This window comes from Collinsella sp. LCP19S3_B7 (genome assembly GCF_052121795.1).
Lineage (GTDB): Bacteria > Actinomycetota > Coriobacteriia > Coriobacteriales > Coriobacteriaceae > Collinsella.
Genome location: NZ_JBQKDO010000010.1, coordinates 21642 through 44945, shown reverse-complemented (window position 1 = coordinate 44945; position 23304 = coordinate 21642). Strand labels below are relative to the sequence as shown.

22 protein-coding genes are annotated in these 23304 nt (G+C 60.4%); 19 read left to right on the top strand and 3 right to left on the bottom strand.

Annotation, left to right across the window (positions count from 1 at the left end):
• Nucleotides 1-5: 5 nt before the first annotated feature.
• From trmFO to ACTQW0_RS05625, 12 genes are all read left to right on the top strand, one after another.
• Nucleotides 6-1343, top strand: a complete 1338-nt coding sequence (gene trmFO / locus ACTQW0_RS05680; RefSeq protein WP_441567276.1) for a methylenetetrahydrofolate--tRNA-(uracil(54)-C(5))-methyltransferase (FADH(2)-oxidizing) TrmFO — start codon at nucleotides 6-8, stop codon at nucleotides 1341-1343.
• A complete protein-coding gene (locus ACTQW0_RS05675; protein WP_441567311.1) occupies nucleotides 1307-2260 on the top strand; it encodes a tyrosine recombinase in 954 nt (317 codons plus the stop codon). The genes trmFO and ACTQW0_RS05675 overlap by 37 nt, the downstream gene beginning before the upstream one ends.
• A 230-nt stretch (nucleotides 2261-2490) precedes the next feature.
• Nucleotides 2491-3219, top strand: a complete 729-nt coding sequence (rpsB, locus tag ACTQW0_RS05670; RefSeq protein WP_055285135.1) for a 30S ribosomal protein S2 — start codon at nucleotides 2491-2493, stop codon at nucleotides 3217-3219.
• 45 nt (nucleotides 3220-3264) lie between these two features.
• On the top strand, nucleotides 3265-4134 hold the full coding sequence (gene tsf / locus ACTQW0_RS05665; protein WP_022094736.1) for a translation elongation factor Ts: 870 nt from the start codon (nucleotides 3265-3267) through the stop codon (nucleotides 4132-4134).
• A 117-nt stretch (nucleotides 4135-4251) separates the two neighbouring features.
• A complete protein-coding gene (pyrH, locus tag ACTQW0_RS05660) occupies nucleotides 4252-4974 on the top strand; it encodes a UMP kinase (RefSeq protein ID WP_427717558.1) in 723 nt (240 codons plus the stop codon).
• 2 nt (nucleotides 4975-4976) lie between these two features.
• Nucleotides 4977-5513 (top strand): ribosome recycling factor, encoded by a 537-nt coding sequence (frr, locus tag ACTQW0_RS05655; RefSeq protein ID WP_006236112.1) that lies wholly within the window; start codon nucleotides 4977-4979, stop codon nucleotides 5511-5513.
• A gap of 1 nt (nucleotide 5514) precedes the next feature.
• Complete coding sequence (locus ACTQW0_RS05650; RefSeq protein WP_441567274.1) at nucleotides 5515-6309, top strand: isoprenyl transferase; 795 nt, start codon at nucleotides 5515-5517, stop codon at nucleotides 6307-6309.
• Between the two features lie 2 nt (nucleotides 6310-6311).
• Nucleotides 6312-7211 carry a phosphatidate cytidylyltransferase gene (locus tag ACTQW0_RS05645; RefSeq protein WP_427717552.1) on the top strand — a complete coding sequence of 300 codons (900 nt, stop codon included), beginning with the start codon at nucleotides 6312-6314 and terminating at the stop codon, nucleotides 7209-7211.
• Nucleotides 7211-8398 carry a 1-deoxy-D-xylulose-5-phosphate reductoisomerase gene (gene dxr / locus ACTQW0_RS05640; protein ID WP_441567272.1) on the top strand — a complete coding sequence of 396 codons (1188 nt, stop codon included), beginning with the start codon at nucleotides 7211-7213 and terminating at the stop codon, nucleotides 8396-8398. Before ACTQW0_RS05645 ends, dxr begins: the two co-directional genes overlap by 1 nt.
• Nucleotides 8399-8423: 25 nt before the next feature.
• Nucleotides 8424-9785, top strand: coding sequence for a M50 family metallopeptidase (locus tag ACTQW0_RS05635; RefSeq protein WP_441540754.1), 1362 nt, complete (start codon nucleotides 8424-8426; stop codon nucleotides 9783-9785).
• A gap of 13 nt (nucleotides 9786-9798) precedes the next feature.
• Nucleotides 9799-10881, top strand: a complete 1083-nt coding sequence (gene ispG, locus ACTQW0_RS05630; protein ID WP_441567270.1) for a flavodoxin-dependent (E)-4-hydroxy-3-methylbut-2-enyl-diphosphate synthase — start codon at nucleotides 9799-9801, stop codon at nucleotides 10879-10881.
• Nucleotides 10882-10893: 12 nt separating this feature from the next.
• Entirely contained in the window at nucleotides 10894-12603 is a 1710-nt protein-coding gene (locus ACTQW0_RS05625; protein WP_441567309.1) for a proline--tRNA ligase, read from the top strand.
• 173 nt (nucleotides 12604-12776) lie between these two features.
• On the opposite strand, the gene ACTQW0_RS05620 is transcribed toward ACTQW0_RS05625, so the two are convergent.
• Together ACTQW0_RS05620 and adhE are read right to left on the bottom strand one after the other, a co-directional pair.
• Entirely contained in the window at nucleotides 12777-13541 is a 765-nt protein-coding gene (locus tag ACTQW0_RS05620; protein WP_427717541.1) for a phosphotransferase, read from the bottom strand.
• A gap of 87 nt (nucleotides 13542-13628) precedes the next feature.
• Nucleotides 13629-16277 (bottom strand): bifunctional acetaldehyde-CoA/alcohol dehydrogenase, encoded by a 2649-nt coding sequence (adhE, locus tag ACTQW0_RS05615; RefSeq protein ID WP_154516260.1) that lies wholly within the window; start codon nucleotides 16275-16277, stop codon nucleotides 13629-13631.
• Nucleotides 16278-16510: 233 nt separating this feature from the next.
• Here adhE and ACTQW0_RS05610 point away from each other — a divergent pair, with 233 nt between their 5' ends.
• Nucleotides 16511-16954: a hypothetical protein gene (locus ACTQW0_RS05610; RefSeq protein ID WP_441567268.1), complete on the top strand. Its 444-nt coding sequence runs from the start codon at nucleotides 16511-16513 to the stop codon at nucleotides 16952-16954.
• 196 nt (nucleotides 16955-17150) lie between these two features.
• Here the strand turns inward: ACTQW0_RS05610 and rpmB are convergent, their stop codons facing one another.
• Nucleotides 17151-17339 carry a 50S ribosomal protein L28 gene (gene rpmB / locus ACTQW0_RS05605; protein WP_022094725.1) on the bottom strand — a complete coding sequence of 63 codons (189 nt, stop codon included), beginning with the start codon at nucleotides 17337-17339 and terminating at the stop codon, nucleotides 17151-17153.
• A 451-nt stretch (nucleotides 17340-17790) separates the two neighbouring features.
• On the opposite strand from rpmB, the gene pyrR reads away from it, so the two are divergent.
• The 6 genes from pyrR (at nucleotide 17791) to pyrF (ending at nucleotide 23114) form a co-directional block, all read left to right on the top strand.
• The gene (pyrR, locus tag ACTQW0_RS05600; RefSeq protein ID WP_138374176.1) at nucleotides 17791-18375 is read left to right on the top strand and encodes a bifunctional pyr operon transcriptional regulator/uracil phosphoribosyltransferase PyrR; all 585 of its coding nucleotides are present in this window, start codon (nucleotides 17791-17793) and stop codon (nucleotides 18373-18375) included.
• A gap of 4 nt (nucleotides 18376-18379) precedes the next feature.
• Entirely contained in the window at nucleotides 18380-19324 is a 945-nt protein-coding gene (locus ACTQW0_RS05595; protein WP_035138537.1) for an aspartate carbamoyltransferase catalytic subunit, read from the top strand.
• Nucleotides 19308-20597: a dihydroorotase gene (locus ACTQW0_RS05590; protein WP_441567266.1), complete on the top strand. Its 1290-nt coding sequence runs from the start codon at nucleotides 19308-19310 to the stop codon at nucleotides 20595-20597. Before ACTQW0_RS05595 ends, ACTQW0_RS05590 begins: the two co-directional genes overlap by 17 nt.
• 116 nt (nucleotides 20598-20713) lie before the next feature.
• Nucleotides 20714-21481: a dihydroorotate dehydrogenase electron transfer subunit gene (locus tag ACTQW0_RS05585; protein ID WP_441548282.1), complete on the top strand. Its 768-nt coding sequence runs from the start codon at nucleotides 20714-20716 to the stop codon at nucleotides 21479-21481.
• A gap of 14 nt (nucleotides 21482-21495) precedes the next feature.
• Nucleotides 21496-22404: a dihydroorotate dehydrogenase gene (locus ACTQW0_RS05580; RefSeq protein ID WP_427717595.1), complete on the top strand. Its 909-nt coding sequence runs from the start codon at nucleotides 21496-21498 to the stop codon at nucleotides 22402-22404.
• A complete protein-coding gene (gene pyrF / locus ACTQW0_RS05575; protein ID WP_441547812.1) occupies nucleotides 22398-23114 on the top strand; it encodes an orotidine-5'-phosphate decarboxylase in 717 nt (238 codons plus the stop codon). The genes ACTQW0_RS05580 and pyrF overlap by 7 nt, the downstream gene beginning before the upstream one ends.
• The last annotated feature ends 190 nt before the right edge of the window (nucleotides 23115-23304 follow it).

The window sequence follows — 23304 nt, the reverse complement described above, 5'->3', positions numbered from 1 at the left end:
TGCAGATGCTGTTTGATCAAGTGACGGTTATCGGTGGCGGTCTGGCGGGATCGGAATGCGCGATTCAGCTGGCAGATCGCGGGTTTGCCGTAAAGCTGTGCGAGATGCGGCCGCTGGTGACCTCTCCTGCCCACCATACCGATCACTTGGCGGAGCTCGTCTGCTCCAATTCGTTTAAGTCGACCCGACCCGATTCCGCCGCCGGCCTGTTGAAGGCCGAACTCGAGCGTATGGGTTCGGTGCTGCTCGACTGCGCTCATCGCGCTGCCGTTCCCGCTGGTGGCGCCTTGGCGGTCGACCGTGTTAAATTCTCCGAGCTCGTCGAGGCCGAGGTTGCCGCCCGCTCCAATATCGAGGTCGTTCACGGCGAGGTCACCCAGATTCCCGAGGGCCATGTGGTTATCGCCGCGGGTCCCTTGTGCTCGCCGGCGTTGAGCGGGGAGGTCATGAAGCTCGTCGGTGGTGATTCCCTGGCGTTCTTTGACGCCGCGGCCCCGATTGTCGATGCCTCGACGCTCGATATGGATGTGCTGTTTTCGCAGTCGCGCTACGAGGAGCAGGGGAGTGGCGACTATCTCAATGCCCCGCTCAACAAGGAGGAGTACGAGGCCTTTATCGAGGCGCTTACCACGGCCGATCGCGTGGTGCTCAAGGACTTTGAGGGCGGGGACCTCTTCCAGGCTTGTCAGCCTGCCGAGGAGGTTGCGCGCACGGGCAAGGATGCCATCCGCTTTGGCGCTATGAAGCCCGTCGGGCTCACCGACCCGCGCACCGGTCGCCGTCCCTGGGCGGCGATTCAGCTGCGCGCCGAGAACAAGGAAAAGACCGCCTATAACCTGGTTGGTTTTCAGACCAACCTGACCTTCGGCGAGCAGAAGCGCGTTTTTCATATGGTTCCCGGTCTGGAGAATGCCGAGTTTTTCCGCTATGGCGTCATGCATCGCAATACCTTTGTCGATGCTCCCCATGTGCTCGATGGGACCTTCGCCGTGCCCGGCACGGGCGTGCGCCTTGCCGGACAGATTACCGGTACGGAGGGTTACATGGAAGCGGTCGCCACGGGTCTCCTCGCTGCGCTCAATACCTATGCCGAGGCTATCGAGGTTGCTCCTGTCGAGCTGCCGCGCGTGGGCGCTCTCGGCGCGCTCGTGGGCTATGCGACCGATCCTGCTACGGTCGGATATCAGCCCATGCATGTTAATTTTGGCCTGGTGCCTCCCCTCGAGGACGGTAAACGCCGCAGCAAACGTGATCGCTATCAGGCCTATACGGATCGCGCCCTTAAGGCCTTGGATTCCTATCTGGAATCGCGCTCCGACCTGTTTGGGGGCGATCGGTCATAGCCTTTGACCTGCACGATACCGTCGACTCGTTCATAGCCTATATTGCACGCGTCGAGGGGCTTTCTTCTAACACTGTTATCGCTTACGGCTCTCGTCTGGAGCGTTTTGCCGCTTGGTGCGAGCGTGGGGATATCGATGCACGCACGGCGGACGTACGTACCGTTCGCATGTATCTGGCGGAGCTGTCGCGCGAGCAGGTGGCGCCCAGGACGATTGCGGCGCACCTGTCTACCATTCGTTCGTTCTATCGATGGATGGCTGCCGAGGGTCTTATCGATGGAGACGCTGTCTCTGCGATTGCCTCGCCCAAGCTTCCACGCGATTTGCCCGGGGTGCTGACCACCCAGCAGGTTAAGGCACTGCTTGCAGCGCCAGACGTTTCAACGCCTGCGGGACTGCGCGATGCGGCGATGCTCGAATTGCTCTATGCATCTGGGGCTCGCATCTCTGAGCTTGCGGCACTCAATGTTGAGTCCATTGCTTGGTCCGAGCGAACGCTGCGGCTTTGGGGTAAGGGGAGCAAGGAGCGTATCGTGCCCCTGTATCGGCGTGCTCTCGATGTGACCCGTCGCTATATTGAGGAAGGAAGACCGGAGCTTCTTGCTCAGGCAAAGCGTGGCGACGGTACGAACGGTGTGCATCCGCTGTTTATCTCGGCACGCGGCAACCGTATGAGCGCCGCCATGCTTAGGCGACGGTTTCATATGTTGGCGACGCTTGCGGGTATCCCTTCCGATATCGCCCCGCATGCGATGCGCCATACTTTTGCGACCGATTTGCTCGAGGGCGGAGCGGACTTGCGCTCTGTCCAGGAGTTGCTGGGGCATGCAAGCTTGTCCACCACGCAGATTTATACGCATCTCACGCCCGATCGGCTCAAACGCGCCGTTACCCAAGCTCTTCCGCGCGGCGAGTAAGGCAGGAGAGGGGTTCTATCCAATCGATCGCGCGTCCGTGTGTGTGGTTTTGATTTCGGGTTGGCAGAAAGATGTAATCCTGCTATCATTCATCGGGTTGCTTCACGGCAACAGGTTTTTATCACGCACGCGCGGCTACTTCATACCGTGGTGCCCGGGCTTTGGTAGCACATGTCCGGGTTGGTTTTGGAGGATGACCCCGCGCGGAGGCAAACCACAGGAGGTTTAACATGGCTACCAAGATTAATATCCGCACCCTGCTCGAGGCCGGCTGCCACTTCGGTCACCAGACCCGTCGTTGGAACCCCAAGATGAAGCCGTTCATCTTCGGTGAGCGCAACGGCATCTACATCCTCGACCTCAAGCAGACCATTCTTGACGCCGACCAGGCTTACACCTTCGTCAAGAACGTTGCCAAGGGTGGCAACGTGCTGTTCGTCGGCACCAAGAAGCAGGCTCAGGAGGCCGTCAAGAACGCCGCTGAGCGCGCCAACATGCCTTACATCAACCAGCGTTGGCTCGGCGGCATGCTGACCAACTTCGTCACCATCCGCTCCCGCATCAACCGCATGGAGGAGCTCGAGGCCATGGTCGAGGACGGCCGCATGGCTGTTCTTCCCAAGAAGGAGCAGGCTGTTCTGGGTAAGGAGCTCGCTAAGCTCCAGACCAACCTCGGTGGCGCCCGCGACATGAAGGGTCTGCCCCAGGCTCTCTTCGTCATCGACACTAAGCGCGAGGAGAACGCCATCAAGGAGGCCCAGCGCCTGAACATCCCCGTCGTCGCTCTGATCGATACCAACTCCGATCCCGACGAGGTCGAGTACGGCATCCCCTGCAACGATGACGCCATCTCCGCTGTCACCCTTATGTGCGAGCTCATGGCCGACGCTTGCCTCGCCGGCTCCGGCAAGGAGCAGGTCTCCGAGGCCGAGATGGCCGCTGAGCCCAAGGCCGAGTAAATCAGTCCTAATTAAGTCTTTTTCATCTCTTTGAAAGGAACCACAATGGCCCAGATTACCGCCGCTATGGTCAAGCAGCTCCGCGAGATGACCGACTCCCCGATGATGGAGTGCAAGAAGGCTCTCGTCGAGGCTGACGGTGACATGGACGCCGCTGTTGACGTTCTGCGCAAGAACGGCCTCGCTAAGGCTGCCAAGAAGGCTGGCCGCGAGACCAACGAGGGCGCTGTCGCCGCGTTCGTCTCCGAGGATGGCAAGACCGGCGCTCTGCTCGAGCTCTCCTGCGAGACCGACTTCGTCGGCTCCAACGCCAAGTTCACCGGCTTTGCTTCCAAGGTCGCCGAGGTTGTCGCCACCACCGAGCCGGCCGATGTCGACGCTCTGCTCGAGAAGCCGATGGGCGAGGAGACCGTTTCCTCCGAGCTCACCGAGATGATTCACATCATGGGCGAGAACATGAAGATCTCCCGCTTCGCCGCCCGCAAGGCCGAGAACGGCGCTCTCGCTTCTTACATCCACATGGGTGGTAAGATCGGCGTCCTCGTCGAGTTTGCTTTCGAGAAGGCTGAGACCGCTCAGGCTGAGTCCTTCAAGACCTTTGCCCACGACGTTGCCCTTCAGGTTGCCGCTGTCGCTCCGATCTGCGCTACCCGCGATCAGGTTCCGGCCGAGACCGTCGAGCATGAGAAGCAGATTTACATGGCTCAGGCTGCCGAGTCCGGCAAGCCCGAGGCCATCCAGGAGAAGATGGCTGTTGGCCGTCTGGAGAAGTTCTACAAGCAGTCCGTGCTCACCGAGCAGGAGTTCATCAAGGACAGCTCCCTCACCATCAAGAAGTACGCCGAGCAGGTCTCCAAGGAGCTCGGCGATACCATTACCGTCGTTGCCTTCGACCGTCTGGTCCGTGGCGAGTAAATAAGCTCTTGTAGCTGGTAATGAGCAGGCTGTGGGTTTTACTCACAGCCTGCTTTTTCATGGCTCCAAGCAGAGCCTTTGCTATCATATTGAGAGTCTAATTAAAGGAGGATCGCTTTGTCCGACATCCGATATAAACGCGTGCTTCTGAAGCTTTCCGGCGAAGCACTGATGGGCGATGGCCACTATGGCATCGACCCCAAGGTTACCGACCATCTTGCCAAGCAGGTCAAGGAGCTGCTCGCCGTTGGCCATGAGGTCGGCATCGTTGTCGGCGGCGGCAATATTTTCCGCGGCATGGCTGGAGCTGCCGGCGGTATGGAGCGTGCTCAGGCCGATTACATGGGCATGCTTGCAACCGTTATGAACGCGCTCGCCCTGCAGGATGCCTTCGAGCATAACGATGTTCCTTGCCGCGTTATGAGCGCCATCCAGATGAACGAGATTTGCGAGCCCTATATTCGTCGCCGCGCCATCAATCACCTCTCCAAGGGCAATGTCGTTATCTTCGCAGCCGGCTCGGGCAATCCGTACTTTACGACTGACACCGCCGCGGCCCTTCGCGCCTGCGAGATCGGTGCGGAGATTCTGATTAAGGCCACCAAGGTCGACGGTATCTACGACAAGGATCCCGTCAAGTGCGCCGATGCCGTCCGCTTTGACAAGATCACCTATCACGAGGTGCTCGTCCGCGGCCTGCAGGTTATGGATTCCACGGCTACGGCCCTGTGCCAGGATAACCGTATGCCCATTTTGGTCCTCAACATCGATGGCGAGGACAACGTCAAGCGCGCGCTTTCGGGTGAGCCCGTCGGCACGCTCGTCTATCAGGAGGATTAAGCATGGCAGAGAACATCACCGCCCACATGGACAAGTCGCTCGAGTCCCTCAAGCATAACTTCTCCAAGGTCCGTACCGGCCGAGCCAACGCTAACATTCTGTCCGACATCACCGTCGATTATTACGGTGTTCCCACGCCGGTCACGCAGGTTGCCGCCGTAAAGACCCCCGAGGCCCACATGCTGCTCATCGAGCCGTGGGATAAGGCGCTTATCAACGCCATCGTCAAGGCCATCGGCGCTTCCGATCTGGGTATTACCCCCAACTCCGATGGCACCGTTGTTCGTCTTCCGTTCCCGGCTCCCACCGAGGAGCGCCGTCGCGAGCTCGTCAAGGAGTGCCGCGAGTACGCCGAGCAGGCCAAGGTGTCTATCCGTAACATCCGTCGCGACTTTAACAACAAGCTCGAGCGCGATGAGGAGCTCACCGAGGACGATGTCCGTCGCGAACAGGCCAAGGTGCAGAAGCATACCGACGAGTATGTCGCCAAGGTCGAGGAGCTTCTGAAGGAAAAAGAAGCCGAGGTCATGGAGATCTAAGGTGCAATACGACGAGAACAAACTGGTCGAGTACTTTGCCGACGCCCCTGCGGGCGTCGGTTTTTCCGACCTTGACCTCAATAACATTCCGCGCCATATCTCGTGCATCATGGACGGTAACGGTCGCTGGGCTACGGCGCGAGGTCTTGCCCGTACCGAGGGTCACAAGGCGGGTATCGTCTCCCTTCGTGAGATCATTACTGCCTGCGTGCGTCTGGGTGTCGACGTACTTTCCGCCTATGCGTTTTCAACCGAAAACTGGAACCGCCCGCAGCATGAGGTTAACGTCTTGATGCATCTGTTTGCCAAGACGTTTATCGATGAGCTGCCGCTTCTGAAGCGCGAAAACGTGCGTGTTGTCTTTTTGGGCGATATTTCCGCGCTGCCCAAGAAGACCCGCGACGTTTTTGAATGCGGTCTTGCCGAGTGCGCCGATCACACCGGTATGACGCTGGCGCTTGCCGTCAACTACGGCGCTCGTGCCGAGATTGCCCGTGCTGCCCGTCAGCTTGCGCTCGATGCCGCCGCCGGCAAGATCGATCCTGCTGCTATCGACGATGATATGGTTGCTTCGCACCTGTACACCGCCGGTCTTCCCGATCCCGAGCTGGTCATTCGCACCTCTGGTGAGCTTCGTCTTTCGAACTATCTGCTGTGGCAGGTGGCTTATTCCGAGTTCTATGTCACCGATACCTATTGGCCTGACTTTGATCGTTGGGGCCTTGTTGACGCCATTTTGGCCTATCAGGGCCGTGACCGTAGGTTTGGTGGACTGAGCAAGACCGAGGAGGCTTAATCGTGTCCGATCGTCCCAAGGCATCTGCTCCCAAGACGCCTGCGCGCAAAGCTGCCACTGCGGGAGCGCCTGCAGCGAAGAGCGGCACCGGTTCGTGGCTTGCGGGCTTTATTACCCGTGCCGCCGCCGGTATCGTCTACGCCGTCGTCTTTATCCTGTGCCTGGTTTTGGGTATCGTGCCCACCGCCATTTTTGTCTCTGTCATGAGCGGGCTTTGCTGCTTTGAGTTTTTCCGTATGACGAGGCTCGATGGCAAGGTCGCCAACGAGCACCTGGGCATTATTGCCGCCGTGCTCTTTCCGTTATCGGCGCTTGGCGATTCGCTTTTGCTGAACGCCCTGCTTTTTGCACTGATGCTCGCGGTGGGCATTTGGTATGTTTGGTCGCCGCGTACCCGCATCTCTGATGTGGCCGTGACGCTCATGGGTCCCATCTACACAGGCTTTATGCTGTCGGCTATTGTGCTGCTGCGCGATGCCGTGCCCGGTTTTGCCGGCGCCCTGCTTTCAGTGGGTGTTTGCGCGTCCCTTTGGGTCTCCGATTCGTTTGCCTACATCGTGGGCAGTCGTATCGGTAAACACAAGATGGTCCCCAAGATCTCTCCCAACAAGAGCTGGGAGGGCTTTGTTGGTGGCATCTTGGGCTCGGTTCTCATCTGGCTCATTTTGTGGGTGACGCATCTCTATAAGCTGAGCTTGCCCTATGCGCTGCTTTGTGGCGTGGTTGTGTCCATCCTGGGCGTTATCGGCGACCTTATCGAGTCGCGCATCAAGCGCGGTGTGGGCGTCAAGGATTCCGGTAACCTTATCCCGGGCCACGGCGGCATGCTCGATCGTAGCGATTCGCTTATCTTCGGCTGCATCACCGCGCAGCTGATGCTGATGATCGGAGGCGTGCTGTAATGTCCTTCCAGACGACGTATGGCTCCGATGGACGCCTTCGTGTTGCCATCCTGGGCTGTACGGGCTCTATCGGCACTCAGGCGCTCGATGTTTGCCGTCAGCATGCCGATCGTCTGCAGGTGACGGCGCTTTCCGTTAATTCCAGCACCTCCGAGCTCGTTGCAGCTGCCCGCGAGTTCTCGGTTCCGGCGGTTGCCGTGGCCGATGTCGCTCATGGCGATGACGCCGTGCTGCAGGAGTTGCCCGAGGGAACGGAGCTCGGCGTTGGTGCGCAAGCGGTTTGCGAGCTCGCGCGTCGCGACGATGTTGACTGCGTGCTTGTCGCTATTGTGGGCGCCGCTGGTCTCGAGGCAAGCCATGCTGCCTTGATCTCGAATAAGCGCCTTGCCCTTGCCAATAAGGAGTCGCTCGTTGTTGGCGGTGACCTGCTGATGCCGTTGGCTCAGCCCGGTCAGCTTATCCCGGTCGATTCCGAGCACTCTGCAATTTACCAGTGCTATCTGGGTGAGAATCCGCACGAGGCCCATTGTATTTGGCTTACCTGCTCGGGCGGTCCGTTCTTTGGCCGTTCGCGCGAGGAACTCGACCGTGTGACGCGCGCCGATGCCCTGGCGCACCCTACGTGGGCTATGGGTGCCAAGATCACGATTGACTCCGCTACCCTCATGAACAAGGGCCTGGAGCGTATCGAGGCGATGCACCTGTTCGGTTGCGACCTCGACTTTATCAACGTGGTCGTTCAGCGCCAGTCAAAGATTCATTCGATGGTCGAGTTTGCCGACGGCTCCGTGATGGCGCATCTCGGGGCATCTGACATGCGCATTCCCATCCAGTTTGCCTTCTCGTATCCCGAGCGCTGGGATACTCCGGCTCCGCGCATCAATTTCCGCGAGTTGGGTCAGCTTACCTTTGATGCGGCCAACATGGATACGTTCCGCTGCCTGGCGCTGGCCGAGCGTGCGGGCAAGACGGGCGGCACCATGCCGTGCGTGCTCAATGCCGCCAACGAGGTCGCCGTCGATGCCTTCTTGCATGATGGCTGCAGTTTTACCGATATCGATCGCATTGTGGAATCCTGTATGGATGCGCATGATGCGCAGACGGTCGATTCGTTTGAACAGCTTCGCGGTATTGATGCGTGGGCGCGTGAAAAGGCCGCGCAAGTGCTCGCCGCAACCCGTTTTTAACCCATAAGGATTGCTTTTTCGTTTTATGGAAACTGTTCTGAGCGTTCTCTCATCGGTCTTTTGGGGCCTGCTGATGCTTTCCGTCCTCGTGTTTTTGCACGAGGGCGGCCACTTTTTGGCGGCGCGTGCCTGCGGCGTCCGGGTGACTGAGTTCTTTTTGGGCCTGCCGTGTCGCTTTGATATCCACCATACGTCTCGTCGGATCGGCACCAAGTTTGGCGTGACCCCGCTGTTGCTGGGTGGGTATGCTGCCATCTGTGGCATGGATCCGACCGATGTTTCGTATGCCGATCGCGTGCTTGCCGCCATCTATCGCCACGGCCGTGTGACGGTGGCCGATCTTGCCGTCGAGCTTGAGCTGTCCGAGGAGGATGTGCTCGAGGCCTGTGCTTTGCTGCTGGGTTGGGGCTCCATAGCTCCTTGGTATGAAGAAGGGGAAAAGCCTTCGCCTGGTTACTATCCCACCAAGTACCAGACCCTGCCGCGTGACACGGCGGGTTATACCACCTTTGACGGCCGTCGGTTCGATCGCGAGCACGCGACTGCCGAGGGCGATGTATGGGAACTGCCGTGCGGCGAGGCCGAATTCCTTGCACGCGAGCGCTCGCACACCTATTTGGGTCAGGGCTTTGTCAAGCGTGCCTTTATGCTGCTTGCGGGCATTATCGTCAATATCCTGACGGGCTTTTTGCTCCTTATGAGCATCTATTCCATCGCGGGTGTCACGGTGCCGGTGGACACCAATGTGATCGGCCAGGTTGATGAAGGCTCGATTGCCTCCGCGGCGGGAATCGAGGATGGCGACGCGATTCTTTCGGTCGATGGAGTATCGTGCTCTACCTGGATGGACGTTTACGATGCCATTGGCAAGGCTGCCGGTAAGGACGATATCGCCATTGAGTACGAGCGTGACGGCAAGAAGCATTCGACCACGGTTGCGCTCAAAGAGGACGAACGCCTAGGTGTGTATGTCTCTACGCAGGTGGTTCGTTTAGACCCCATCACGTCGGCTCGCCTGTCGTTCTCCTATGTCGTGCAGACAGCGGAGGGCGTGATGCGCCTGCTCCAGCCGCAGCATACGATGGAGATTCTCGATCAGTCCTCTTCGATCGTGGGTATTAGCGTTATGTCCTCGCAAGCTGCTGCTGCCGGCCCTGCCACGTTCCTTTCGTTTGCCGCCCTCATTTCGTTCTCGCTTGGCTTTATGAACCTGCTGCCCATCCCGCCACTCGATGGCGGCAAGTTGGTCATCGAGATCATTCAAAAGATTGCGGGCCGCGAGCTTCCGCTCAAGGTCCAGACGATTGTGAGCTATGTGGGCATCGCGCTCTTTGCGCTGCTGTTTGTCTATATGCTTCGTTCCGACATCCTTCGATTTATTCTGTAGGGGAGTGTTTGGATTGTCTTTATCCCATCCTTTGCCTCGCGAGTTGACGCGCCCCGTGCATGTGGGCGGCGTGCAGATCGGTGGAGGCGCGCCGGTGGCGGTCCAATCCATGACCTGCACCGATACCGCTGATGCCCAGGCAACGCTTGCGCAAGTGTGCGCGTTGGCGCAGGCTGGCTGCGATATCGTGCGCGTGAGCGTGCCCACCGAGGCCGCGCTTGAGGGTTTCCGCACCATCTGTGCCGAGTCTCCGGTGCCGATCGTTGCCGATATCCACTTTAACCATAAGCTCGCCATTGGTGCCGTTGAGGCCGGTGCTGCCAAGCTGCGCATCAATCCCGGCAATATCGGCGATTGGGCCAAGGTTGACGCGGTAATCGATGCTGCGGGTGCCGCGGGCTGTGCGATTCGTATCGGCGTCAATGCTGGTTCGCTTGAGCAGGATATCGCTGAGCGCGATGACCTCGCGCAGCCCGAAAAGCTCGTGATGTCGAGCGAACGTTTCGTCAAGCATTTCGAAGACCGCGGCTTTACGAACATTGTGCTTTCGGCCAAGGCCCATAGCGTGCAAACGACGCTCGACACCTATCGTGCCCTGTCGCGTGAGATTCCCCACGTTCCGCTCCACCTGGGCGTAACCGAGGCGGGTACCAAGCTGCAGGGCACCATCAAGAGCTCGGTGGGCCTTGGCATCCTGCTGTCCGAGGGAATCGGTGACACCATGCGCGTTTCGCTCACGGCCGATCCGGTTGAGGAACCGCCGGTCGCCTGGGGAATTTTGCAGTCGCTGGGCCTGCGTCGCCGCGGCCCCGAGATTGTCTCGTGCCCCACGTGCGCCCGCTGTCAGGTTAACCTGATCGCAATCGCCGAGGAAGTAACCGAGCGGCTTAAGAACTGTGCCGCGCCGCTTTCGATTGCCGTCATGGGATGCGCCGTTAATGGCCCCGGTGAGGCTTCTGATGCCGACCTGGGCGTTGCTTGCGGACGTGGTCAGGGCCTGCTCTTTTCGCACGGCCAGATCATTGGTAAAGTAGCGGAGGACCAAATTGTCGACGCGCTTATGGCCGAGGTCGACAAGCTTATTGAGGAGAAATAAATGACCCGAGCAATGTATATGTCTAAGCTGTATGCTCCGACGCTCAAAGAGGATCCGGCCGACGCTGAGCTTGCGAGCCATCGCCTGCTGCTCCGTGCCGGTATGATCCGCAAGGAGGCCGCCGGTCTCTATTCCTATCTGCCGCTCGCGTGGCGCTCGATTCGCAAGATTGAGAACATCGTGCGCGACGAGATGGACGCCGCCGGCGCCCAGGAGCTCATGATGCCCATCATGGTCGATGCCGAGCTGTGGCGCGAGTCCGGCCGTATCGATGCCTATGGCAAGGAGCTCGTGCGCTTTGATGACCGCCACGGCCGCGAGTTCGTGCTCGGCCCCACGCACGAGGAGACCGTGACTGCCCTGGTGCGCAACGAGCTGCGTTCATACAAGCAACTGCCGGTGAATCTCTATCACATCCAGGACAAGTTCCGCGACGAGTTCCGTCCCCGCTTTGGCCTGATGCGCGGTCGCGAGTTCATCATGAAAGACGCCTACAGCTTTTCTGCCACGCAGGAGAGCCTGCAGGAGGAGTACGACAAGATGAAGCAGGCGTACGCCAATATCTGCGAGCGCTGCTACATCAAGGCCCTGCCCGTCGTCGCCGATTCCGGCGAGATCGGTGGCGATACCTCCGTCGAGTTCATGGCGCTGGCAGAGGCCGGCGAGGCTTCGCTGGTCTACTGCGACGATTGTGGCTTTGCTGCCGATGACGAGGCGGCAAGCACCAAGGTCGTTGTGACCGAGGGCCCCGGCGACGGCACACTCACCAAGGTCGAGACTCCGGGTATGGGCACCATCGAGGCCGTCGCCAAGTTCTTCGGCTTCCCCGAGAACGGTACGCGCAAGTCGCTGGCTCTCATCGACGCCGAGGGCAAGCCGGTTGTGGCCATCGTTCCGGGCGATCATGAGCTCAACGACTGCAAGGCCGAGCATGTCTTTGGCAAGGGCTATCGCATGATGACCGACGAGGAGCTCCAGTCCTACGGTCTGCATAAGGGCTTTATCGGACCGGTTAACCTGCCCGAGGGCATTCGTCTGGTCTGCGACGAGAGCCTGCGCGAGTCCAAGCAGTGGGCCTGCGGTGCCAACGAAGTCGACTATCACTTTACCGGTGCCTGCCCCGAGCGCGACTTTACCGTCGACGAGTGGGCCGACCTGGTTACCGTCGTTGCCGGCGACCCTTGCCCGCACTGCGGCAAGCCGCTCTCCGCTGCTCGCGGCATCGAGGTTTCCCAGGTCTTCCAGCTGGGCACCAAGTACTCCGAGGCCATGGGTGCCACCTTTATGGACGAGGACGGCAAGGAGAAGCCGCTTGTCATGGGTTGCTACGGCGTGGGCGTGTCCCGCTCGCTCGCTGCCGTCGTGGAGCAGCACAACGACGAGCACGGTATCGTTTGGCCGGTCTCTGTTGCCCCGTACGAGGTTGCGGTGATTCCGCTCGACCCCAAGAAGGAGGAGTGCGCTACCGTTTGCGAGCAAATCGTCGAGGGTCTGTGCGCCGAGGGTATCGAGGTTGTCGTTGACGACCGTGACGAGCGTCCCGGCTTTAAGTTTGCCGACAACGACCTTATGGGCTTCCCTTATCAGGTGGTGCTCGGCAAGCGCGGCCTTAAGAACGGCACCGTCGAGCTCAAGGATCGTGCCACGGGCGAGCGCGAGGATGTGGCGATCGATGAGATTGTCGCCAAGGTCGCTGAGCTTGTGAAAGCAGCCCGTCGTTAATCGAGCCCGCTGCGTTTAGTGCACTTGTTAAGCGGCCCTGCGTCTCTCGAGGTAGAGATGCAGGGCCGCTTTTGCGTCTAAGGGACATTTGTTGCTAAAAGGAAAACCCCGCAGCCCATGCGAGCTGCGGGGTTTTCCTTTGTGCCTCCGATGCGAAATAAATCGCTCAGATATTACTGATAATCGACGACGTCGATCCAGTTCTTAAGGAACTCATCGTTCACGTTGCGCTTACGAGCGAGCTCGGAAGCGGCGACGATGCTCGTCCACTGACGCACGACCTGCATGGGCATGTCGGCGCGATCGCAGTAGAGCTCCAGGTAGGCCTCGGCCTGGTCCTTGCTGTTGAGGGCAAAGAGCAGGTAGGTGGTGGCAACGTCGGCAGCAGGGGAGCCCTGGGTGGCGTGTGCCCAGTCGCAGACGTACAGCTGGCCGTCGTCGCCAACGATGACGTTGGAGGGGTTGAAGTCGCCGTGGCAGACCTTGAACTCCTTGGTCATGCCGTCCAGACGCTCCTGAAGGTTGTAGCGCGTGGTGGCATTGAGCTGATCGAGGCTGTCGATCATGCGGGCGAACTTGTCGCGCTGACGGTTGAGCAGCGGGGAGGTGTAGCCGTGGATCTCGATCTGGAGGTCGACGAACATCTCGAGGTACTCACCAAAGCGCTGGGGCTCGGCAGCCATCTTCTCGGCAAGGGTGGTGCCCGGAACCTTCTCGGTCACGAGCGCCCAGCCGTTGGCGTTCTCGAGCTGAGAAACCTCGAGAGCCTTGGGGCTGCGGATGCCGCACTCATTGATGCGGGCAAGATTCAAAGCCTCGTTGAACACGTCGGAGACGGGCTTGGTCTCGTTAAAGACCTTGACGATCTTGTCGCCCAGGTCGTAAACGACTTTGTTGCCGCGACGGACGAGCTCGGTCTTGGATTCGGGGAGCAGCATGATTGCATCCTTTCAACGATGCGATAGAAGCAGCGGCGGGGGCGTGCGTGCGCCCGTTCACCCCCGCCGAAATAACCGTGCTAAAAACTAGCAGACGGCGTAGTCCTGGGGCTCGCGGCCATAGTAGGCGTCCAGGTAGAGCTCCTTGATCTCGCTCATGAGCGGGTAGCGCGGGTTAGCGCCGGTGCACTGGTCGTTGAATGCCTGCTCGGTCATCTCGTCGAGGGTGTCGAGGAAGTACTGCTCGTCAACACCGTAGTCGGCGATGGTCTTCTTGACACCGATGAAGTCCTTGAGCTCCTCGAGCTTCGTGATGAAGTTCTCGAAGACCTCCTTGTCGTCCTTGCCCTCGATGCCGCAGTACTTGGCCATCTCGGCGTAGTTGTGCAGCGCGTTGGGGTAAGGATACTGGGAGAACGTGCCCATCTTGACGGGAGCCTCGGCGGCGTTGTAGCGCATGACGCGAGTCAGGATGATGGCGTTGGCGATGCCGTGGGGCAGGTGATGGAAGGCACCGAGCTTGTGGGCCATGGAGTGGTTGAGGCCCAGGAAGGCGTTGGCGAAGGCCATACCGGCCATGCAGGAGGCGTTGTGCATCTCCTCGCGGGCATGCGGGTCCTTGGCGCCGTTTTCGAAGCTGGAGGGCAGGTTCTCGAAGACGAGCTTGGCAGCGCGCTCGGAGAGGCCCTTGGTGTAGTCGGAGGCCATGATGGAGACATAGGACTCGATGGCGTGGGTCATGACGTCGATGCCGGAGGCGGCGGTCAGGCCGCGCGGGGCGGTCATGCAGTTGTCGGCGTCAACGATAGCCATGTTGGGGAGCAGCGCGTAGTCGGCGAGCGGCCACTTGATGCCGGTCTCCTTGTCGGTGATGATGGCGAACGGCGTGCACTCGGAACCGGTGCCCGAAGAGGTCGGGACGGCGACGAAGTAGGCCTTCTTGCCCATCTCGGGGAAGGTGAAGATACGCTTGCGGATGTCCATGAAGTCCATGGCCATGTCCTCAAACTTGCACTCGGGGTGCTCGTACATCATCCACATGATCTTGCCGGCGTCCATAGCGGAGCCACCGCCGACGGCGATGATGACGTCCGGCTCAAAGAGAGCCATCTGCTTGGCGCCGCGACGTGCGCACTGCAGCGACGGATCGGGCTCGACGTCGTAGAAGCAGTCGTGGGCGATGCCCATCTCGTCGAGCTTGGCCTCGATGGCGCGGGTGTTGCCATTCTTGAAGAGGAACTGGTCGGTGACGATAAAGGCGCGCTTCTTGCCCATGACGCTGCCCAGCTCGTCGAGAGCGACGGGCGTGGAACCCTTCTTGAAGTAGACCTTCTCGGGAGCGCGGAACCACAGCATGTTCTCACGGCGCTCGGCCACAGTCTTAACGTTGATCAAGTGCTTCACCCCAACGTTCTCGGAGACGGAGTTGCCGCCCCAGGAGCCGCAGCCCAGGGTCAGAGACGGCTTCATGCCAAAGTTGTACAGGTCACCGATGCCGCCGTGCGAGGACGGGGTGTTGATGACGATACGGCAGGCCTTCATGACATGCTCGAACAGGCTGATCTTCTCGGCCTGGGCGGGATGCACGTACAGAGAGGCGGTGTGGCCCGGGCCACCGGCGAGTACCAGGTGCTCGGCCTTGTCGACGGCCTCCTGGAAGTCCTTGGCGTGATACATGGCCAGGACAGGGGAGAGCTTCTCGTGGGAGAACTCCTCCTTGGCGGGGTCGGTGGAGGTGACCTCGGCAATCAGGATCTTGGTCTTGGCGGGAACCTCGATACCGGCGAGCTCGGCGATCTTGGCGGCAGCCATGCCGGGGATGCGGTGATCGAGAGCGCCGTTCTTGAACATGGCGCCGCGCAGGGCCTCCATCTCGGCACCCTGCTTGACGAAGTAGCAGCCGCGCTTCTGGAATTCGGCCTTAACCTGGTCATAGATGGTGTCGATGACGGTCACGGACTGCTCGGAGGCGCAGATCATGCCGTTGTCGAAGGTCTTGGAGTGGATGATGGAGTTGACGGCGAGCAGCACGTCGGCGGTGTCGTCGATGACGACCGGGGTGTTACCGGCGCCAACGCCCAGGGCGGGCTTGCCCGAGGAGTAGGCGGCCTTGACCATGCCCGGGCCACCGGTGGCGAGGATGATGTCGACATCGCGCATGACCATGTTGGTCAGCTCGATGGAGGGGACATCGACCCAGCCGATGATGCCCTCGGGGGCGCCGGCCTTGACGGCGGCGTCAAGCACGAGCTTGGCGGCGGCGATGGTGCACTTGGCGGCAGCCGGGTGCGGGGAGATGATGATGGCGTTGCGGGTCTTCAGGCTGATCAGCGTCTTGAAGATCGCGGTGGAGGTGGGGTTGGTCGTCGGGATGACGGCGCCCACGATGCCGATGGGCTCAGCGATCTTGGTGATGCCGTAGGCCTCGTCGCGCTCAATGACACCACAGGTCTTGGTGTTCTTGTAAGCGTTGTAGATGTACTCTGCGGCGTAGTGGTTCTTGATGACCTTGTCCTCAAGAACGCCGCGACCGGTCTCCTCGATGGCCATCTTCGCCAGCGGGATACGAGCCTTGTTGGCGGCCATGGCGGCCTCGTAGAAGATCTTGTCGACCTGCTCCTGCGTGTACGTAGCAAAAAGCGCCTGGGCCTCTCGCATCTGAGCGAGTTTAGCCTCAAGCGCCTCTACGTTGTCCACAATTGCGGGAGTAGTGTTTTCCGGTGACTTTTTCACCATTTGTGTCTCCTTGCGATCGGAGATTTACCCTACGTGTTGCATGATAGCAAGAAATTATTCGGCGAACGGTAAGATTCCCGTAAAAGGCACACTAAAACGCTTCAATCTACTGAAGCGTTTTAATTAAAAATATCAGCCTGGCATCGGCCCGCTCATTGGGGACAGACTTATATGAGTGCTTTCACTCATTTGGGACAGACATAGTTTTGCCATTTCGCTGTTCTGGACCTGTTATGGCGGTGCAGCTGCTCGATTATATTCATCTCAATCCTGTGAAAGGTTCGCTCGACTCACTCGAGGCGTACCGTTGGTCAAGCTTCAAGGCATATCAGCTGGGCTACGATCCCTTTGACATTTGTGATGCGGCCCCTATGCTCGATATTGTCGGAGGCTCCCGTTGCTATTGCGAGCATCTCAAGGAAGTTGCCGAGCGCATCTGGTCGGTGGAGGCTCTTCCACGCCGCCGGATCCCCGATGAGGAGGCCCTTTCCGTTGCGCGCGAAGTCCTGCCGAGCATAGATCCTACGCTGCTTAAGGCCCTGCCACGCCCCGAACGCGATGCCTGCCTGCTGAGGCTCCGGCAGGCACATCTCACGGTCAAGCAAATTGCCCGTATCACCGGTATCGGCGCTACAAGTGTGACCAAGGCCACTGCGGGCTGGAAGGAAGCTACGTGAGGCAGGGGCCGGAGCTAGTCGGGGCGCCGCAGACACGCATCATGTCTGTCCCCAATGAGTGAAAACACCCATGTAAGTCTGTCCCCAATGAGTGCAAAAAGGCGCCCTCCACAAGAGAGGACGCCTTTGGTAAGTTCTATGTGAACGCGAGGTCTTTGACCCGGAGAGTCCGAGGTACTTGTTGGTAAGACCTTATTTAGGAGCGCGCAACCTTGCCAGACTTAAGGCAGGTGGAGCAAACGTTCATCTTGCGACGGTGACCATCGACGACGACGTAGACGCGCTGGATGTTGGGGCGGAACTTACGGTTGGTGACGCGGTGAGAGTGGCTGATGGAGCGACCGGCAACGGGGTGCTTACCGCAAACTTCGCAAACTTTGGACATAACTGACCCTCCTTGGGCGACAAACGAACATGTCGCGTTAACAAACAAGCCTGAACTATAGCACAGAAGCAGCTCCCTGTGCGTAATCTACACAGAGATATTTCTCTTATGGCGATAGTGCCCACGCTACGGCCCTGGACGTAGATCCGATTTGCGTGTAGCAGAGGGGATTATGCCAGCTCGCATCGACGTTTTCAAGCTTGTCCCGCAAATATATATAGGTTTATGGAGCGTTGAGTCCGTTTGCGGATTGCTCCGTATTAATGCTCGCAATTAAGCTCGGGGTTGGCTACACTATCCCTTGACCATTAAAGGGGTACGAGATACCCACATGGATTTATATTGCTGCCATAGAGCAGTCCTTCCTGTGGGTGTCTGGTCCGCTTTGAGCGGTCGGGCATCTATTTTTTTTGACTGTATCAGCAGTCAAGACATGTGAGGAAGGAGATCGATGGGCACGACTTCCCCCAAGGCGGTCATCATGGACGAGACCGCCGTCAACCGAGCGATGACCCGCATCGCGCACGAGATTCTCGAGCGCAACGAGGGCTGTGAAGACCTCGCTCTGGTCGGCATCGTCACGCGCGGCGACCTTCTGGCAAAGAAGCTCGCCGAGGCGATCAAGGAGATCGAGGGTGTTGACGTTCCGCTCGGCAGCCTGGACATCAGCTTCTATCGCGATGACTATGCGACTAACTTCGCTCCCGCGATCCACGCTACCAACATTCCCTTCAGCGTCGACGGCAAGCGCGTCGTTTTGGTGGACGACATCCTGTACACGGGCCGCACCATCCGCGCCGCTCTGGACGCCGTTATGGACCTGGGCCGTCCGAGCCGCATCGAGCTGGCAGTTCTCGTTGACCGCGGTCACCGCGAGCTCCCTATCTCGCCGGACTTTGTCGGCAAGAACGTTCCCTCGTCGCACGAGGAGAACGTGCACCTATATATGAAGGAAGTCGACGGCCGTACCGCTGTCGAGATCAACGACGTCGCGCCGGGTTCCCACGTGGGCTCCGCGCCGCTGGGAGGTGAGTAGTACCGTGGCGTTCAATCATAAGCATCTGATCGACATTACCGAGTACTCCGAAGAGGACATCAAGCTCATCCTCGAGACCGCCAAGGCGTTCTCCGAGGTCAACGAGCGTGCCATCAAGAAGGTCCCCACGCTCAAGGGCAAGACCATCGTCAATATGTTCAACGAGCCCTCGACGCGTACCCGCAGCTCCTTCGAGCTCGCCGAGAAGCGTCTTTCGGCCGACAGTCTCAACTTTGGCGGCTCCTCGACCTCCACGGTCAAGGGCGAGAGCCTCGTCGATACCGTCGAGACGCTCAACGCCTACAAGATCGACTGCATCGTCGTGCGCGACAAACATGCCGGTGCTCCCTACATCGTCACGCAGAATTCGCCCGCGAGTGTTATCTGCGCCGGTGACGGTAAGCACAATCACCCCACGCAGGCTCTGCTCGACCTGTACACCATCTGGGAGCACAAGGGTGACTTCCACGGTCTGAAAGTCGCCGTCGTCGGCGACATCGCCCACTCCCGCGTCTGCGGCTCGCTGATCCCCGCGTTGAAGATCATGGGCTGCGAGACCTACGCCGTCGCCCCCGGCACGCTGCTGCCGCCGGCGCCCGAAGTTCTGGGCTGCGACCACGTGACGAGCGACCTCGATTCCGTCCTGCCCGAGCTGGACGTCGTCTACATGCTGCGCGTACAGCAGGAGCGCCTCGAGGGTGCCCCGTTCCCGACCATTCGCGAGTACCACAAGCTCTTCGGCTTGACCAAGGACCGTGAGAAGCTCATGAAGCCCGACGCGATCATTTGCCACCCGGGCCCCATCAACCGCGGCGTCGAGTTCGACTCCTATATGGCCGACCACCCGCAACGCTCCGTCATCCTGGAGCAGGTCTACGCCGGTATCTGCGTGCGTATGGCTATCCTGTATCTGCTGCTTGGAGGTGCCGATAATGGCCTTGCTTCTTAAGAATGCCCACGTCGTCGATCCGTCCGTCGAGCTTGACGGGGTCGTTGACGTCCTGATCGACGGCGACAAGATCGCCGAGGTCGGCGAGAACCTCGCCGTCGAGGGAGCCGAGGTCCGCGACCTTTCCGGTAAGTACCTTGTCCCTGGCCTGGTGGACATGCACGTTCACCTGCGCGAGCCCGGCTACGAGGTTAAAGAGGACATCGAGAGCGGCACCCGCGCAGCTGCCAAGGGCGGCTTCACTGGCGTGTGCGCCATGCCCAACACCGACCCCGTTACCGATAACGGTACCGTTGTTGAGTTCGTCAAGTCCCGCGCTGCCGAGGTCGGCCACTGCCGCGTCTATCCTTCTGGCGCCATGACCCGCGGTCTTAAGGGCGAGGCTATGTCCGAGATGGGCGATATGGTCGCCCACGGCGCCGTCGCCTTCACCGACGACGGTCGCGGCGTGCAGGGTGCAGGCATGCTCCGTCGCTGCATGGATTACGGCAAGATGTTCGGCAAGGTCTTCATGAGCCATTGCCAGGACGAGGACCTGGTCGGCCACGGCCAGATCAACGAGGGCAAGGTTTCGACTCGTCTGGCCCTCGAGGGCTGGCCGGCTGCCGGCGAGGAGCTCCAGATCGCCCGCGACATCGAGATCGCCAAACTGACCGGTGCCAAGCTGCACATCCAGCACATCTCCACCGCCCATGGCCTGGAGCTCGTGCGTGCCGGCAAGGCCGCTGGCGTTCAGGTTACCTGCGAGGCCACCCCGCATCACATGTTCCTGACCGAGAACGACCTGGACGAGACCTACAACACCTCGCTCAAGGTTAACCCGCCGCTGCGTACCGACGAGGATGCCGAGGCCATCCGCCAGGGTGTCATCGACGGCACCGTCGACGTCATCGTCACCGATCACGCTCCCCACACGCCGTGGGAGAAAGCCCGTGAGTTCGAGCTCGCGCCCTTTGGCATGATCGGCCTCGAGACCTCGCTGTCGCTCGTGCTCACCGAGCTGGTCAACACGGGCAAGATGGGTATGGGCCGCATGGTCGAGCTCATGGCTATTAAGCCGCGTGAGATCCTGGGCCTTGATCAGGTTCAGGTCAAGGCGGGCTCTGTTGCCGACCTGACCGTCTTCGACGCGTCTGTCACCTGGACGGTCGGCGAGGACGGTTACGAGTCGCGCGCCGAGAACTCCGGTTTTGCCGGCCGCACGCTCACCGGTCGTGCCACCGATGTGTTTGTCGGCGGTAAACAGACGCTTGCCGACGGCTGCATCTGCTAGCATAGCCTTATCGCTTTTGTGCGCGGTGCCCTTGCGGTGCCGCGCTTTCTGTTCGTTTGGTCCATGCAACTGCATGGGGGATTGGAGCGTCTATGCCCACACCTTCCACTGCACGCATGCACGACTTCGAGGTCGTCTCGAACCAGGAGATCGCCGACGGCATCTTCTCGCTCGTTATTTCGGCCCCCAAGCTTGCAAGTGCGCTCAAGCCCGGTCAGTTTGTGAACATCGCCGTGCCCGGCGATGCCTCTTCGCTGCTTCGCGTGCCCTTGAGCTTCTATCGCTCTGACGCCGAGGCCGGTACCGTCGAGCTGTGGTACGCCGTCGTGGGCGACGACACCCGTCGTCTGTCGCAGATGGGCCCCGGCTCCAAGTCCAACCTGTTGGGCCCTGGCGGCCGCGGCTGGCTGGTACCCGAGGGCACCAGGAAGGCGCTGCTCGTGGCGGGCGGCATCGGTGTTCCGCCCGTGCTGTGCCTCGCTGGCATGCTTGCCGAGCAGGGCGTGGCCGTTGACGTGTGCCTGGGTTTTGGCACCGCGTCCAAGGTCGTGGGCGTCGATGAGTTCCGCGCGCTGGGAGCCACGGTCAACGTGTGCACCGACGACGGCTCGTTGGGTACGCACGGCTTATGCACCGATCCTGCCGCTGAGCTGCTCGGCAAGGGCGGTTACGACTACGTCGCCAGCTGTGGTCCCGCCCCTATGATGAAGAAAGTCGCCGCCGCTGCCGCCGAGGCCGGCGCGTACTGCGAGGTGTCGCTCGAGCGTATGATGAGCTGCGGCTTTGGTGCCTGCAACACCTGCAATGTCGAGACGGTCGACGGTATGAAGGGTGCCTGCATGTGCGGCCCCGTGTTTGATGCTTCCAAGGTGGTGGTCTTCTAGTGGGTACCGTGAACATGTCCGTCGATTTCGGCGGCGTCAAGATGCAGAACCCCATCAACACCGCAGCCGGTACCTTTGGCTACGGTTGGCAGTTCCAGAACTTCTTTGATGTCTCCCAGCTGGGTGCCATCACCACCAAGGGTTGCGCTGCCGAGCCCTGGCCCGGCAATCCCGCACCCCGCATGGCCGAGATCCCCGGCGGCATGATCAATTCCGTGGGCCTGCAGAACCCCGGTGTGGCCGCTTTCGCCCGCGAGTCCGGTCCGTGGCTCGAGCAGCTCTCCAAGGACGGTTGCCAGGTCATCTGCCAGGTTGCCGGTCACTCCGTTGATGAGTTCGTGCGCGCGCTCGAGATGTATGTCGAGCTGTGCCCCTGGGCTGCCGGCTATGAGATCAACGTGAGCTGCCCCAACATTGCCGCCGGCGGTGCCGCCATGGGCTCCACGCCCGAGGGCGCCTCTTCCGTTATGGCTGCCTGCCGCAAGGTGACCGATAAGCCGCTGTTCGTTAAGATGGCTCCGGTCAACGTCGCCGAGATCGCCCGCGCCCTCGAGGCTGCCGGCGCCGACGGCCTTTCGGTCATCAACTCCATCCAGGGCATGGCCATTGACGTGCACACCCGCAAGTCCCGTGTGGCCAAGCCCAAGGGCGGCCTTTCGGGCCCGCTGTGCCACCACATCGCCGTGCGCATGGTCTGGGAGGTCGCCCAGGCCGTCGATATCCCCATCAACGGTGTCGGCGGTGTCATGACCGGCGAGGATGCGGCTGAGTTTATCCTGGCCGGCGCCACCTGCGTGTCGGTCGGCATGGCCAACTTCGTCGACCCGTGTGCTTCGCTTAAGATCGCGCACGAGCTCGAGGCCTGGGCGGAGTCCCAGGGCGTAAAGGACATCAACGAGCTGGTAGGTGCGTTCGAATGCTAGAGACCGATGCCCGCGACCGTGTTATCGTCGCCCTCGACTGCGACCGCGAGCGCGCACTCGAGCTCGCCCATGAGCTTTCGGGCCATGCCGTCTGGCTCAAGGTGGGCATGACGCTCTATTACGCCGAGGGTCCCGAGATCGTCAAGACGTTCAAGGATTTGGGCTTTAAGGTCTTCCTCGACCTCAAGTTCCATGACATTCCGCATCAGGTGCGCGGTGCCGCTCGCTCGGCCTCGCTTGCCGGTGCCGACCTGCTCTCGGTCCACGGCTTGGGTTCGGGCGCCATGCTCGCTGCCTGCCGCGAGGGTGCCGAGGAGGCGCGCGAGGACCGCGCCAAGCTTGTCGCCATCACCGTACTTACGAGCATGAATCAGGACGCGCTGGCGGAGATCGGCGTCGAGTCGCCCGTGGCCGAGGAGGCCGCTCGCCTGGCAAAGCTCGCTCAGGCCAACGGCATCGACGGTATCGTGTGCTCGCCGATGGAGGCTCACGACATGCGTGAGCTGCTCGGCCCCGACGCGCTGATCGTGACTCCGGGTGTGCGTCCGGTGGGTGCCGCCCTGGGCGATCAATCCCGTGTGGCGACACCTTCCCAGGCTATCGAGCGCGGTGCGAGCCACATCGTGGTGGGCCGTCCTATTACCGGCTCCGACGATCCGGTTGCGGCCTTTGACGCCATCGTCGCCGAGCTGGTCGAAAACGTCGCGTAAAAGATTCCCTCAAGTCACCACTTTTGGGTCTTATTAGCACAAATTAGCCCTTGTGCCTGCGAAAACTTTCCCATCCTTTGTGTGGAATCACAGGTCAGGGGCTCAACTTTGACCTCCGTATATTGCACTTTTCGCAGGTATCGTCTAACCTATGGAGCCGTCGATTGGGCATTTAGTGCGTTTGACGTGC

Bases quoted from the DNA above. Each gene is read 5' to 3' on its own strand.
- ACTQW0_RS05590 (WP_441567266.1), top strand. From the start codon at position 19,308: ATGGCCTTGCTTCTTAAGAATGCCCACGTCGTCGATCCGTCCGTCGAG.
- rpmB (WP_022094725.1), bottom strand. From the start codon at position 17,339: ATGTCCAAAGTTTGCGAAGTTTGCGGTAAGCACCCCGTTGCCGGTCGC.
- pyrF (WP_441547812.1), top strand. From the start codon at position 22,398: ATGCTAGAGACCGATGCCCGCGACCGTGTTATCGTCGCCCTCGACTGC.
- adhE (WP_154516260.1), bottom strand. From the start codon at position 16,277: ATGGTGAAAAAGTCACCGGAAAACACTACTCCCGCAATTGTGGACAAC.
- tsf (WP_022094736.1), top strand. From the start codon at position 3,265: ATGGCCCAGATTACCGCCGCTATGGTCAAGCAGCTCCGCGAGATGACC.
- frr (WP_006236112.1), top strand. From the start codon at position 4,977: ATGGCAGAGAACATCACCGCCCACATGGACAAGTCGCTCGAGTCCCTC.
- rpsB (WP_055285135.1), top strand. From the start codon at position 2,491: ATGGCTACCAAGATTAATATCCGCACCCTGCTCGAGGCCGGCTGCCAC.
- trmFO (WP_441567276.1), top strand. From the start codon at position 6: ATGCTGTTTGATCAAGTGACGGTTATCGGTGGCGGTCTGGCGGGATCG.
- ACTQW0_RS05580 (WP_427717595.1), top strand. From the start codon at position 21,496: ATGTCCGTCGATTTCGGCGGCGTCAAGATGCAGAACCCCATCAACACC.
- ACTQW0_RS05620 (WP_427717541.1), bottom strand. From the start codon at position 13,541: ATGCTGCTCCCCGAATCCAAGACCGAGCTCGTCCGTCGCGGCAACAAA.
- ACTQW0_RS05625 (WP_441567309.1), top strand. From the start codon at position 10,894: ATGTATATGTCTAAGCTGTATGCTCCGACGCTCAAAGAGGATCCGGCC.
- ACTQW0_RS05610 (WP_441567268.1), top strand. From the start codon at position 16,511: ATGGCGGTGCAGCTGCTCGATTATATTCATCTCAATCCTGTGAAAGGT.
- ACTQW0_RS05635 (WP_441540754.1), top strand. From the start codon at position 8,424: ATGGAAACTGTTCTGAGCGTTCTCTCATCGGTCTTTTGGGGCCTGCTG.
- pyrR (WP_138374176.1), top strand. From the start codon at position 17,791: ATGGGCACGACTTCCCCCAAGGCGGTCATCATGGACGAGACCGCCGTC.
- dxr (WP_441567272.1), top strand. From the start codon at position 7,211: ATGTCCTTCCAGACGACGTATGGCTCCGATGGACGCCTTCGTGTTGCC.
- ACTQW0_RS05585 (WP_441548282.1), top strand. From the start codon at position 20,714: ATGCACGACTTCGAGGTCGTCTCGAACCAGGAGATCGCCGACGGCATC.